Source organism: uncultured Aquabacterium sp. (assembly GCF_913773725.1).
Classification (GTDB): Bacteria; Pseudomonadota; Gammaproteobacteria; order Burkholderiales; family Burkholderiaceae_C; genus Aquabacterium.
This window is the reverse complement of sequence record NZ_CAJYGK010000058.1, coordinates 1-13106: the sequence shown is the minus strand read 5'-3', so window position 1 is coordinate 13106 and position 13106 is coordinate 1. Positions and strand designations below refer to the sequence as shown.

The following is a 13106-nucleotide window of genomic DNA, read 5'->3' as shown; positions in this document are numbered from 1 at the left end:
TTGCCGCGTCATCGTCCGGGTGTGAATCCGGGCGCGGCAGGCACCGCTGCCCCGGAGACCACGATGACTAGTATAAACCCTTATAAGCTGGGCCTGGACAAGAACGCCGCCAACCATGTCAGCCTTTCGCCACTGAGCTTTCTGCGCCGGGCGGCGGCGGTCTACCCCAACCGCGCGGCCGTGGTCTACGGCGAGCGCCGGCAGACCTGGGCCGAGACCGACGCGCGCTGCCGTCGCCTGGCCAGTGCGCTGGCCGCGCGTGGCATCGGCGAGGGCGACACCGTCGCCGTGATGCTGCCCAACGTGCCGGCCATGCTGGAAGCCCACTTCGGCATCCCGATGGCGGGGGCCGTGTTGAACACGCTGAACACGCGCCTGGATGCCGAAGCGATCGCCTTCCAGCTGCAGCACGGCGAAGCCAAGGCCCTGCTGACCGACCGTGAGTTCTCGCGGGTGATCGCCAAGGCACTGGAGCTGGCCGGTCGCGACATCCTCGTCATCGACGTGGAGGACGAGACCGCCCCCGCCGGCGACAACGTCGGCTCGATGACGTACGAGCAGCTGCTGGCCGAGGGCGACCCCGCCTACGAATGGCAGCTGCCCAGCGACGAGTGGAACGCCATCGCGCTGAACTACACCTCGGGCACCACCGGCAACCCGAAGGGCGTGGTCACCCACCACCGTGGCGCCTACCTGAACTCGGCCAGCAACGTGATCTCGTGGAGCCTACCGCAGCACGCCACCTACCTGTGGACGCTGCCGATGTTCCACTGCAACGGCTGGTGCTTCCCCTGGACGATGGCGCTGATCGCCGGCACCAGCGTGTGCCTGCGCCGCATCGACCCGTCGGTCATCTTCTGGCTGATCAAGAGCCACCATGTGACCCACATGTGCGGCGCCCCGATCGTCTACAACATGCTGATCAGCGCACCGGCCAAGCTGCGCGAAGGCCTGAACCACACGGTCAATGGCCTGATCGCGGGCGCTGCGCCTCCGATCGCCGTGATCGAGGGCTGCGAGGCCGCCGGCATCAACCTCACTCACGTGTATGGCCTGACCGAGGTGTACGGTCCGGCCGCGGTGTGCGCCAAGCAGGCTGAATGGGATGATCTGCCGCTGGACGAGCGCGCCCGCCTGAACGGCCGCCAGGGCGTGCCCTACGCACTGCAGGAAGCCGTGACCGTGCTCAACCCCGACACGATGGAGCCTGTACCGTGCGACGGCGTGACCATCGGCGAGATCTGCTTCCGCGGCAACGTCGTGATGAAGGGCTACCTGAAGAACGAACAGGCGACGAAGGAAGCCTTCGCGGGCGGCTGGTTCCACACCGGTGACCTGGCCGTGCGCGATGCCAGCGGCTACATCAAGATCAAGGACCGCAGCAAGGACGTGATCATCTCCGGCGGCGAGAACATCTCGTCCGTCGAGGTGGAAGACGCGCTGTTCCACCACCCGGCCGTGATGTCGGCCGCGGTCGTGGCCGAGCCCGATCCGAAGTGGGGCGAAGTGCCCTGTGCCTTCGTCGAACTGAAGGCCGACCACCACGTGACGGAAGAAGAGCTGATCGCCTTCTGCCGCGAACACATCGCCCGCTACAAGGTGCCCAAGCGCATCGTGTTCGGTGAGCTGCCCAAGACGGCCACCGGCAAGGTCCAGAAGTTCGTGCTGCGTGAGCGGGTGAAGTCCGCCAGCGCCATCGAGTGACCCCCGTGCGGCCCGCCGCGGTGGGCCGCTCCCTCAATCCCCTGGAGAAATTGGAGAGAGACATGAGCCAGGACATCTATCGGCGCGTAGAGGCCGACCCTGCCTTCCGTGAATTGAAGAGCCGCCGCAACCGACTGGCCGTGACGCTGTCGGTGATCGTGCTGGGCGCCTACTACGGCTTCATGGCCATCGTGGCCTTCGCCCCGGGCATCTTCGCCCAACCGCTGTTTGCCGGCAGCACGCTGACGCTGGGCATCCCCGTGGGTGCCGCGCTGATCATCGGATCGTGGCTGCTGACCGGCTGGTACGTGCGCTGCGCCAATGGCCAGTTCGACCGTCTGACCCGTGAAATCGTGGAGCGCGCCAAATGAAAGCCTCTTTGAAAGCCCTTGCCGCTTCGGCGGCCCTGCTCGCGGTGGGCTGCGCCCTCGCCGCCCCTGGTGACGTCGGCCAGGTGCAGAAGCAGCCGGTCAACCTGACGGCCATCGGCATGTTCCTGGTCTTCGTGTTGTTCACCCTCGGCATCACGTACTGGGCGGCCAAGCGCACCACGTCGGCCTCCGACTTCTACACCGCCGGTGGCGGCATCACCGGCTTCCAGAACGGCCTGGCCATTGCTGGTGACTACATGTCGGCCGCCACGCTGCTGGGCCTGAGCTCGCTGGTGTTCATGCGCGGCTACGACGGCTTCGTCTACACCATCAGCTTCTTCATCGGCTGGCCGGTGATCCTGTTCCTGCTGGCCGAGCGCATGCGCAACCTGGGCCGCTTCACCTTCGCCGACATCGCGTCGTACCGACTGCAGCAGGGCTCGATCCGCACCTTCGCGGCCTTCTCGTCGCTGACCGTGGTGTGCTTCTACCTCATCGTGCAGATGGTGGGCGCGGGCCAGCTGATCAAGCTGCTGTTCGGCCTGGACTACCCCGTGGCCGTGGCCGTGGTGGGCGTGCTGATGGTCGTGTACGTGACCTTCGGCGGCATGATTGCCACGACCTGGGTGCAGATCATCAAGGCCGTGCTGCTGCTGACCGGTGGCGTGCTGATGCTCGGCCTTGCGCTGAGCCAGTTTGGCTTCAACATCGAGACGCTGGCCGCCAAGGCCGTGGCTGCGCACAAGGATGGCGACGCCATCATGCGCCCTGGCAGCATGCTGGCTGACCCCATCACCGCGACCTCGCTGTCGCTGGGTCTGGTCTTCGGCACCGCTGGCCTGCCGCACATCATGATGCGCTTCTTCACCGTGCCCAACGCCAAGGAAGCGCGCAAGTCGGTGTTCGTGGCCTCGGGCTTCATCGGTCTGTTCTTCCTGATCGTGTGCCTGCTGGGTCTGGCGGCCATCGTGATCGTCGGCCAGGATCCGAAGTTCTTTGAAGGCGGCGTCATCGGCGGCAAGATCATCGGCGGCAACAACATGCCCGTCATGCACCTGGCCAACGCCGTCGGCGGCAACCTGTTCCTGGGCTTCCTGTCGGCCGTGGCCTTCGCGACCATCCTCGCGGTGGTGGCTGGCCTGGCCCTGGCCGGTGCCTCGTCGATCGCCCACGACATCTATGCCCGCGTGCTGCGCCATGGCAAAGCCACCGAGGCCGAAGAAATGCGCGTGTCGAAGTTCGCTTCGATCGGCCTGGGCGTGGTGGCCGTCGTGCTCGGCATCATGTTCGAGAAGCAGAACGTCGCCTTCCTGGTGGGCCTCACCTTCGGCATCGCCGCATCGGCCAACTTCCCGGTGCTGATCCTGTCGCTGTACTGGAAGGGCCTGACCACGCGGGGCGCCCTGCTGGGTGGCATCGCCGGTCTGGTGTCGGCCGTGCTGTTCGTCGTGCTGTCCAAGGCCGTGTGGGTGGTGGTGCTCGGCAACGAGAAGCCCATCTTCCCGTACGAACACCCCGCCCTGTTCTCGATGCCGCTGGCGTTCTTCTTCACGTGGCTGTTCTCGGTGACCGACAGCAGCGCCCGTGCCAAGCAGGACAAGGCCGGCTTCCATGACCAGAGCGTGCGCGCCGAAACCGGCATCGGTGCCGCGCCCGCCAGCGCGCACTGAGTCCTTTCCCAAAGTCTGAACTGGAGTAACGAACGATGTCCGTCTACAGCGCGCCCCTGCGCGACATGGCCTTCACGATGAAGGAGGTGGCCGGCCTGGACGCCGTGTGCGCCCAGCCTGGTTTCGAAGAAACCTCGCCCGATCTCGTGGAGGCCATCCTCGAGGAAGCCGGTCGGTTTGCCAGCGGTGTGCTGGACCCTCTGAACTGGCCCGGCGACCAGCAGGGTGCACGCTGGGACAACGGCGTCGTTCACGCGGCCGATGGCTTCAAGCAAGCCTACGCCCAGTTCTGCGAAACGGGCTGGAACGGCATGCCCGCCGCCACCGAATTCGGTGGCCAGGGCCTGCCGACGCTGGTCAGCACCGCGGTGCTGGAAATGTGGAAGTCGTCGAACATGGCGTTCTCGCTGTGCCAGATGCTGACGCTGGGTGCCGTCGAGGCCCTGGCGCGCCACGGCAGCCCCGAGCTGCAACAGCGCTTCCTGCCCAAGATGGTGTCCGGCCAGTGGACGGGCACCATGAACCTGACCGAGCCGCAGGCCGGCTCGGACCTCTCGGCCATCCGCAGCCGCGCGGTGCCCGAGGGCGACCACTACCGCATCACGGGCACCAAGATCTTCATCACCTGGGGTGAGCACGACATGGCCGAGAACATCGTCCATCTGGTGCTGGCTCGCCTGCCGGACGCCCCGGAAGGCGTGAAGGGGATCTCGCTGTTCGTGTGCCCCAAATACCTCGTGAATGCCGATGGCTCACTCGGTGAGCGCAACGACCTGATGTGCTCGTCGATCGAGCACAAGCTCGGCATCCACGCCAGCCCCACCGCCGTGATGTCCTTTGGTGACAAGGGCGGCGCCATCGGCTACCTGGTGGGCGAGGCCCACAAGGGCCTGGGCTACATGTTCACGATGATGAACCACGCCCGCTTGAATGTCGGCCTCGAAGGTGTAGCGATCTCGGAGCGCGCCTACCAGCGGGCCCGCGCCTATGCCATCGAGCGCGTGCAGGGCCGCACCCTGACCGAAGGCAGCCGCGGCATCATCGGCCACCCCGATGTGCGCCGCATGCTGATGGACATGAAGGCCCGCGTGGAAGCCATGCGCTCGCTGGCCTACTACGCGGCTGGCCAGATGGACCGCGCCCATGGTCACACCGATGCGACGGTACGCCAGCAGAGCCAGGCCATGGTCGACCTGCTGATCCCGGTGGTCAAGGGCTGGTGCACGGAAACCGCCCAGCAGGTGGTGGCCGACGGCGTGCAGGTGCACGGCGGCATGGGCTTCATCGAAGAAACCGGTGCAGCACAGTACGTGCGTGACGCCCGCATCACCACCATCTACGAGGGCACGACCGGCATCCAGGCCAACGACCTGATCGGCCGCAAGCTGGCCCGAGAAGGCGGCGTGACGATGAAGGCGCTGACACGCACGATGTCGGCCGACGCTCACCGACTGAGCGAGCATCCGGATGCCTCGCTGCGCCAGCTGGGCCAGGGCCTGCAGCGCGGTCTCGATGCGCTGTCGCAGGCGACCGACTGGCTGCTGACCGTCGGCGCCCAGCAACCGGCCGCCAGCGCGGCCGGTGCCGTGCCCTACCTGAAGCTCAGCGGCACCGTGATCGGTGGCTGGCTGATGAGCCGTTCGGCCGAGGCGGCCCAGGCCCAGCTGTCGAGCGCCGCGGGCGACGAGGGCTTCCTCAGCGCCAAGGTCGGCACCGCACTGCACTTCCTGCACCACATGCTGGTCGAAGCACCGGCCTGGCGCGACCGCGTCGTCAACGGCGCCAGCAGCACGCTGGCCCTGCGCGAGGACCAATTCTGATTCTGACCTGATCACCAGCAGATCAGCGGCGGGTGGGCCTCACGGCCTGCCCTCTTTTTCAGGCACATGGCGGCTCCGCGGCATGTGCCTGTTTTTTTTGGGTGGATGGCTCAGCCTTCGCCGTACACCACCGTGGCCTGGGCGTCAGGCATCAGTTCCTTGAAGCGCAGCATGGCCGCCTCGGTCGGATAGACCTTGGCCTGATCCCCCAACTCCAGCTCGGCGCGCGCCGACAGCTCGGGCGTGCGCCGCTCCACCGTCACCCGCAGGGGCAGACCCTGCAGGATGTCGGGGAGATCCGGCTGGTCCGACTCGATGCGCCGGGCAGGATGCTCGCGCAGCACCTCGGCCACCGGCAGTTTCTGATCACGTGCCACCAGCCGAACGAAGCGCGCATAGCGGCACCGCGCCGACGCCAGGCTCATGACCTCCTGCACGTTCAGCCGCAGCCCACCTGAAAAGCGATCCGTCTGCACCTTGCCCTGGATGATGACCAGCTCGTCGTCCTTGAGCAGGTCTTTGTTGGCATCCAGCGTGCTCTGGTTGGCCACGGCCTCGATGGTCTCGCTCTTGTCGTCGAGCTTGAAGATGGCCACGCGGCCGCGCTGACCGTTGATGACGCGCAGGTCGCTGATGATGCCGGCCACCAGCTGCGGATCGCGGCTGTCGCGCAGGTCGCCGATGCGCTGCTTGCAGAAACGCCGCACCTCGGACTCGGCTTCGTCGAACAGGTGGCCCGTCAGATAGAAACCGATGGCGGTCTTCTCGAGCGAGAGCTTGTCTTTCAGGGACCAGGGCTCGGTCGGCACCAGATCGGGCTCGTTGGTCGAAGCGGCATGGCTGTCTCCGAAGTCGAACAGACCACCCTGGTCGGCGTTGGCCGCCAGCGTGTCGGCGTACTCGAAGGCCAGCGACACCGACGCCAGCAGCGCCGCCCGGTTGGCCTCCATCGCATCGAAGGCGCCGGCCTTGATCAGGGCCTCGACCACCCGCTTGTTGACCAGCTTGCGGTCCACGCGCGAACAGAAGTCGAAGAAGCTCTTGTACGGGCCATTGGCCTTGCGCTCCGCCACGATCGCTTCGATGGCGCCCTGGCCCGTGCCCTTGACCGCGCCCAGCGCGTAGCAGATGGTCTTGTCGCCCGTGGGAATGAAACGCCACTCGCCCTCATTCACATTGGGCGGCGTGAAGGTGATGCCGAAGTTGGCAACCGCGTCGTCGTGGAAGATCTTGAGCTTGTCGGTGTCGTCGCTGGCAATCGTCATGTTGCCTGCGAAGAACTCGGCGGTGTAATGGTGCTTCAGCCAGGCCGTGTGATAGGCCAGCAGCGCATACGCGGCCGCGTGCGACTTGTTGAAGCCGTAGCCCGCGAACTTCTCCATCAAGTCGAAGATCTCGTTGGCCAGTTCGGTGCTGATGCCGTTCTTGGCCGCGCCCTCCGCGAAGATGCCGCGGTGATGCTGCATCTCCTCGACCTTCTTCTTGCCCATCGCGCGGCGCAGCAGGTCGGCGCCGCCGAGCGAGTAGCCCCCGACGATCTGGGCCACCTGCATCACCTGCTCCTGGTAGACCATGATCCCGTAGGTTTCCTTGAGCACCGTCTCCATCAGCGGATGCGGGTAGGTCACCTCTTCCTTGCCGTGCTTGCGCGCGCAGAAGGACGGGATCAGGTCCATCGGGCCCGGTCGGTACAGCGCCACCAGCGCGATGATGTCCTCGAAGACGCTGGGCTTGGCGTCGCGCAGCATCCCCTGCATCCCGCGGGATTCCAGCTGGAACACGGCGACCGTCTTGCCTTCGGACAACAGCCTGTAGGTGGGCGCGTCGTCCAGCGGGATTTTTGCGAAGTCGAAGTCCTTCTGGTCCGGATGCCGGGCCATGATGAACTCCTTGGCCGTCTCCAGAATGGTCAGCGTGGCCAGCCCCAGGAAGTCGAACTTCACCAGGCCGATGGCCTCGACGTCGTCCTTGTCGTACTGGCTCACGGCCGAGTCGCTGCCCGGCTGCATGTACAGCGGGCAGAAGTCGGTGATCTTGCCCGGCGCGATCAGCACGCCCCCGGCGTGCATGCCGATGTTGCGCACCATGCCTTCGACGCGTTCGGCGAGTGTCAGCAGCGCAGCCACTTCCTCTTCGGCCTTCTCGCGCTCTTCCAGTTCGGGTGCTTCCTTGCGCGCGTAGATGATGCCGGGGTCGGGCTCGGCGGGCACCTTGGCCAGCGTCACGGTCTTGCCGGGGGGCGCCGGGATCAGCTTGGCAATGCTGTCGACGTGACCGTAGCCCATGCCCAGTACGCGGCCGACGTCACGCAGCGCGGCCTTGGCGGCCATGGTGCCGAAGGTGGCGATCTGCGAAACGGCATCGCGGCCGTAGCGGTCCTTCACGTAGTCGATGACGCGGTCACGGTTGCCCTGGCAGAAGTCGATGTCGAAGTCGGGCATGGAGACCCGCTCCGGGTTCAGGAAGCGCTCGAACAGCAGGTTGTACTTGAGCGGGTCGAGGTCGGTGATCTTCAGCGCATAGGCCACCAGCGAACCGGCGCCCGAGCCCCGGCCCGGGCCCACCGGGCAGCCGTTGTTCTTGGCCCAGTTGATGAAGTCCTGCACGATCAGGAAGTAGCCGGGGAAGCCCATCTTCAGGATCGTGTTGATCTCGAAGTCCAGGCGCTCCACGTACTGCGGGCGCATCTGGTCACGCTCGGCCGCATCCGGGAACAGGTGAACCAGCCGCTCTTCCAGACCCTTGTGCGACAGCTCGCGGAAGAAGTCCTCCATCGGCTGGGGCTGGCCGTCCGGCATGATGGGCGTCGGGAAGTCCGGCAGCTGCGGCTTGCCCAACACCAGCGTGAGCGCACAGCGACGGGCAATGGCCGCCGTGTTGGCAATCGCCGACGGGATGTCGGCAAACAGCGCCTCCATCTCGGCGGTCGTCTTGAAGTGCTGTTCCTTGGTGAAGCGCTTGATGCGCTTGGGGTTGCCCAGCGTTTCGCCTTCGGCAATGCACACCCGCGCCTCGTGCGCCTCGAAGTCATCGGGCGTCATGAACTGGATCGGGTGCGTGGCCACCACCGGCAGGCCGAGGCGGGCCGCCAGCGGGACGATCGCTCGGATGTGCGGCTCGTTCGTGGCGTGCCCCCCGCGCTGCAATTCCAGGTAGAAGCGCCCCGGGAAGGCGGCCGCGAGCTTCTTCGCCCACCCTTCGGCCTTGGCCATGTCCCCCATCAGCGCCGCTTGCCCCACCGGCCCCAGATCGGCGCCGGACAGGCAGATCAAGCCCTCGTTGCGCTGGATCAGCGACTGCCAGAAGACCCAGGCGTGGTTGCGCTGCCCGGGCGCCGTCCACGCCTCACCGAGCAGCTCGCTCAGGCGCAGGTAGCCCTGCCGGTTCTGGATGATGAGGAGCAACCGGGTGGGCGGCTTGCCCGCTTCTTCGGGCTCGACCCACACGTCGGCCCCGATGATGGGCTGAACGCCCTTCTTCTGCGCGCTTTTGTAGAGTTTGAGCGCCCCGAACAGGTTGCTCAGGTCCGAGATCGCGACCGCCGGCTGGTTGTCCTTGGCGGCAGCCTTGACCAGGTCGTCGATGCGGACCGTGCCGTCGACAACGGAGTATTCAGTGTGAGAGCGCAGGTGAACGAAAGGCATGGGCGGGATTGTAGGGAGCCCCGCCGGCCAGGTGGCGGCCGTCTTCAGCCCACGCGCCGATCGGCCTCGTGTGGCGCCTCGGCCGCCAGCGCGAACAGGCCGCGGTACGGCAACAGGTTGGTCGCCACCACCTTGTCGATCGGTTCGGCAAAACCGTCCTGCATCCACCGCGCCGCCAGCAGCACGTTCAAGCCGATCATGCCCTCGGCCAGCAGGTCCAGGCTGATGTCGTCGCGCTTCAGGTTGGGCACCAGCTGGGCCAGATGAGCCCGCAGCATGTTGGAGTAGTCGCGCGCCGTGGCGCCGCTGACGGCCGCCACCTCGTCGTTCACGGCCAGCGAATCCACCAGCATGATGCGACCACGCCGCGGGTCATCGCGGATGAACTCGAGGAAGACCCGCATGGCCGGCTCCAGCAGCCCCAGCGGTGTGGGCTCGGCCTGCGCCAGGGCCGCCAGCGTCAAGCGCATCAACTCCTCGCGCAAGGCCTCGTACGTGGCCAGGTAGAGCTGCGGCAGCGTCTTGAACGACTCGTAGAAGTAGCGCTCCGTGAGGTGGGCGGCCACACACACCTCGCGCACCGTGGTGGCGTGGAAGCCCTTGGTGCCGAACACCGCCAGCGCGCCCTCGATCAGCTTGGCACGGCGCTGCCGCTGCCGCTCTTCGGGCAGCACGCCGCCATAGCGGCGCTTGTTCGCGGGGGTGGGGTCGGGGCGTGGGCTTTCCATAGGGATCCCTATGTTGACATGATCTGTTGTCAAAGATATTGTGACAATCGTTCTTGTCAAAAATCAAGTGCAACCCGTCACATGCCCGCTGCCCCTCCGGCGGGCCGCCCCTCACCCTCCCCGCTTGTCATGAAGCCGCAGGATCACGCTCAACAGGGTGCCAACCCGGCGTCCACGCCCCAACGCCATCGCGTCATCGTCGTCGGCACAGGCTTTTCGGGTCTGTGCATGGGCGTGAAGCTGCGAGAGGCCGGTGAAGACGATTTCGTGCTGCTGGAACGCGCCCACGAGGTCGGCGGCACCTGGCGCGACAACACCTATCCGGGTTGCGGCTGTGACGTGCCCTCGCACCTGTATTCCTTTTCCTTCGCCCCCAACCCGAACTGGTCGCGCCTGTACGCGCCGCAGGCCGAGATCCTGGCCTACCTGAAAGACGTGGCCCGGCGCTTCGACCTGATCCGTCACATCCGCTTCGGCACCAACCTGGTGGGCGCCCGGTACGACGAAACGCGGCGGCTGTGGGTGGTGCGCGCCGAGGACGGGCGTGTCTTCGAGGGCGAGGTGCTGGTCTCCGGCATGGGCGGCCTGAGCAACCCGCTCGTGCCCGACCTGCCCGGTCTTGCGCGCTTCCGCGGGCGGGTCTTCCATTCGGCCACCTGGGAACACGACCACGACCTGAGCGGGCGTCGCGTCGCGGCGGTGGGCAGCGGGGCCAGCGCCATCCAGTTCGTGCCTGCCATCGCCCCGCTGGTCGACCGGCTGGACTACTACCAGCGCACACCGCCGTGGGTGATCCCCAAGGACGACCGGCCGCTGACCGAGCGCGAACGCGCCGACTTCGCGGCCCACCCCTGGCGCCAGCAGATGCAGCGCCTGCGCCAGTACTGGCTGATGGAAGCCCGCTTCCTGGCCTTCAAGTACAAGCCGGAGTGGATGCAACTGGTGGCCAGGATGGGCCGCCACCGCATCGAGCGAAGCATCCGCGACCCGCAGCGGCGCGCCCAGGTCACGCCGGATTACACGCCCGGCTGCAAGCGGCTGCTGATCTCCAACGACTACTACCCCGCCCTGGCACGCACCAATGTCGACGTGATCACGGACGGCATCCGCGAAGTGACCGAAACCGGCATCGTGACGCAGGACGGCACGCTGCGCGAGGTGGACACCCTCATCTTCGGCACGGGATTCAAGGTCGCAGACCCCATCCCGAAGGGCACGGTCTACGGCCGGGGCGGCCTGGACCTGGCCGACGCCTGGCGCGACGGGCCCGAGGCCTACATGGGCATTGCCGTCGCGGGCTTTCCCAACTTCTTCATGCTGATGGGCCCCAACACCGGGCTCGGCCACAACTCCATGGTGTTCATGATCGAGTCACAGGCGCACTACATCGTCGAGGCGCTGAAGGCCATGCGCGAACGCCGCCTGCGCACGCTGGAAGTCCGGCCCGCCGCCCAGACCCGCTTCGTGAACGAGGTGCAGCAGCAGTTGCAGCGCACCGTCTGGCAATCCGGCTGCAAGAGCTGGTACCTGACGGCGCAGGGCCGCAACATCTCGCTGTGGCCCGGGTTCACCTTCACCTACCGCATCAAGACCCGCCGCTTCAACCTCCAGCCTTACCGGAGCGAACCCGCATGAGCATCCAGTCCGTCCTCACCAACCTGGTCCTGCGCTGGCAGTTCAAGCGGGGCAGCCGTGGCCCGTTGAACGTGGCCGCTGCCCGTCACAAGGTCGATCAACTGGCACGACGCTACCCGCCGCCGCCGGCCAGCGTGCGGCACACCCCGGTGCCGGCCGACCCGGCCCGCGGCCTGTGCCCGGCCGAGTGGTTGAGCGTGGCCGCGCCCAAGCGCACCGTGCTGTACTTCCACGGCGGGGGCTACTTCTTCTGCAGCCTGGCCACCCACCGCCCGACCTGTGCCTACCTGGCCCGCACCGCCGAGGCCCGGGTGCTGTCGGTGGACTACCGCATGGCGCCGGAACACACCTGCCCGGCCGCCGTCGACGACGTGCTGGCCTGGTGGAAGGCCTTGCTGACCGACGGCACGAAACCGGAGGACGTCGTGTTTGCGGGCGACTCGGCCGGCGGCGGCCTGGCTCTGGCCACGCTGGTGGCGGCCCGGGACGCCGGCCTGCCGCTGCCGGCCGGCGCGGTGCTGTTCTCGCCGTGGTGCGACCTGAGCTGTTCCGGTGACACGATGCAGACACAGGCCAAGGCAGATGTGATGTTCAACCCCCACTTGCTGCCCGAAGCCGCCGCCCTGTACCTGGCAGGCCGCCCGGCGACCGATCCGCTGGCCTCCCCCTTGTTTGCCGACCTTCAGGGCCTGCCCCCGCTGATGATCCACGCCAGCCGCCACGAAATCCTGCTGGCCGACTCCACGCGCCTGCACGACCGTGCCAGCGTGCAAGGGGTTCGCAGCGAGCTGCACCTCAAGTCGCGCATGCCGCATGTGTGGCCCACGATGCTGATGCTGCCCGAGGCCCGCCGCACCCTGGCCGACTGCGGGCGCTGGATCGCCCAGCGCACCGAAGCCGCCCGCCCGGGCGCGCGCCCCCTTTCCTGACCTGCTCCCTCATCACATGAAGTCTTTCAAGGACAAGGTGGCCGCCATCACCGGCGCGGCCTCCGGCATGGGCCGCACCCTGGCCGTCGAACTCGCCCGCCGCGGCTGCCATCTGGCGCTCAGCGATGTCAACGAAACCGAACTGGTCCGCACGGCCGAGCTGGCCTCGGCCCATGGCGTGCGGGTCACGCTGCGCCGCCTCGACGTGGCCAACCGCGCCGATGTCTTCGCGTGGGCCGATGAGGTGGTACGGGATCATGGGCGCGTCAACCTTGTCTTCAACAACGCCGGGGTGGCGCTGACGGTGCCCGTCGAACACGCCCGCATCGACGATTTCGAATGGATCATGGGCATCAATTTCTGGGGCGTGGTCCATGGCACCCAGGCCTTCCTGCCGCACCTGAAAGCCTCGGGAGACGGGCATGTCGTCAACACCTCCAGCCTGTTCGGGCTGATGGCCATTCCGACCCAGGGCACCTACAACGCGACCAAGTTCGCGGTGCGCGGCTTCACCGAGGCGCTGCGCATGGAGCTGGAGATGGAAGGGGCGTGCGTCAGCGCGACCTGCGTGCACCCGGGTGGCATCGCCACCAACATCGCGATGG

9 protein-coding genes are annotated in these 13106 nt (G+C 66.9%); 7 read left to right on the top strand and 2 right to left on the bottom strand.

Annotation, left to right across the window (positions count from 1 at the left end; genetic code table 11):
- The first annotated feature begins 63 nt into the window (after positions 1-63).
- From QZ709_RS06960 to QZ709_RS06945, 4 genes are all read left to right on the top strand, one after another.
- Positions 64-1704, top strand: a complete 1641-nt coding sequence (locus tag QZ709_RS06960; RefSeq protein WP_294636544.1) for an acyl-CoA synthetase — start codon at positions 64-66, stop codon at positions 1702-1704.
- A 62-nt stretch (positions 1705-1766) separates the two neighbouring features.
- The gene (locus QZ709_RS06955) at positions 1767-2075 is read left to right on the top strand and encodes a DUF485 domain-containing protein (RefSeq protein WP_294636543.1); all 309 of its coding nucleotides are present in this window, start codon (positions 1767-1769) and stop codon (positions 2073-2075) included.
- A complete protein-coding gene (locus QZ709_RS06950) occupies positions 2072-3745 on the top strand; it encodes a cation acetate symporter (protein WP_294636542.1) in 1674 nt (557 codons plus the stop codon). Before QZ709_RS06955 ends, QZ709_RS06950 begins: the two co-directional genes overlap by 4 nt.
- A 35-nt stretch (positions 3746-3780) precedes the next feature.
- A complete protein-coding gene (locus QZ709_RS06945) occupies positions 3781-5565 on the top strand; it encodes an acyl-CoA dehydrogenase (RefSeq protein ID WP_294636541.1) in 1785 nt (594 codons plus the stop codon).
- Between the two features lie 110 nt (positions 5566-5675).
- Here the strand turns inward: QZ709_RS06945 and dnaE are convergent, their stop codons facing one another.
- On the bottom strand, positions 5676-9209 hold the full coding sequence (gene dnaE, locus QZ709_RS06940) for a DNA polymerase III subunit alpha (RefSeq protein WP_294636540.1): 3534 nt from the start codon (positions 9207-9209) through the stop codon (positions 5676-5678).
- Positions 9210-9253: 44 nt separating this feature from the next.
- Positions 9254-9937: a TetR/AcrR family transcriptional regulator gene (locus QZ709_RS06935; protein WP_294636539.1), complete on the bottom strand. Its 684-nt coding sequence runs from the start codon at positions 9935-9937 to the stop codon at positions 9254-9256.
- A gap of 129 nt (positions 9938-10066) precedes the next feature.
- Here QZ709_RS06935 and QZ709_RS06930 point away from each other — a divergent pair, with 129 nt between their 5' ends.
- The 3 genes from QZ709_RS06930 to QZ709_RS06920 form a co-directional block, all read left to right on the top strand.
- Positions 10067-11572, top strand: coding sequence for an NAD(P)/FAD-dependent oxidoreductase (locus QZ709_RS06930; protein ID WP_294636538.1), 1506 nt, complete (start codon positions 10067-10069; stop codon positions 11570-11572).
- Complete coding sequence (locus QZ709_RS06925) at positions 11569-12501, top strand: alpha/beta hydrolase (RefSeq protein ID WP_294636537.1); 933 nt, start codon at positions 11569-11571, stop codon at positions 12499-12501. The genes QZ709_RS06930 and QZ709_RS06925 overlap by 4 nt, the downstream gene beginning before the upstream one ends.
- 16 nt (positions 12502-12517) lie before the next feature.
- Positions 12518-13106, top strand: a 589-nt coding sequence (locus QZ709_RS06920) for an SDR family oxidoreductase (protein ID WP_294636536.1), incomplete at its 3' end; no start/stop codon positions are given.

Coding starts and splice junctions, on each gene's coding strand:
- QZ709_RS06960 (WP_294636544.1), top strand. CDS start 64: ATGACTAGTATAAACCCTTATAAGCTGGGCCTGGACAAGAACGCCGCC.
- QZ709_RS06955 (WP_294636543.1), top strand. CDS start 1,767: ATGAGCCAGGACATCTATCGGCGCGTAGAGGCCGACCCTGCCTTCCGT.
- QZ709_RS06950 (WP_294636542.1), top strand. CDS start 2,072: ATGAAAGCCTCTTTGAAAGCCCTTGCCGCTTCGGCGGCCCTGCTCGCG.
- QZ709_RS06945 (WP_294636541.1), top strand. CDS start 3,781: ATGTCCGTCTACAGCGCGCCCCTGCGCGACATGGCCTTCACGATGAAG.
- dnaE (WP_294636540.1), bottom strand. CDS start 9,209: ATGCCTTTCGTTCACCTGCGCTCTCACACTGAATACTCCGTTGTCGAC.
- QZ709_RS06935 (WP_294636539.1), bottom strand. CDS start 9,937: ATGGAAAGCCCACGCCCCGACCCCACCCCCGCGAACAAGCGCCGCTAT.
- QZ709_RS06930 (WP_294636538.1), top strand. CDS start 10,067: ATGAAGCCGCAGGATCACGCTCAACAGGGTGCCAACCCGGCGTCCACG.
- QZ709_RS06925 (WP_294636537.1), top strand. CDS start 11,569: ATGAGCATCCAGTCCGTCCTCACCAACCTGGTCCTGCGCTGGCAGTTC.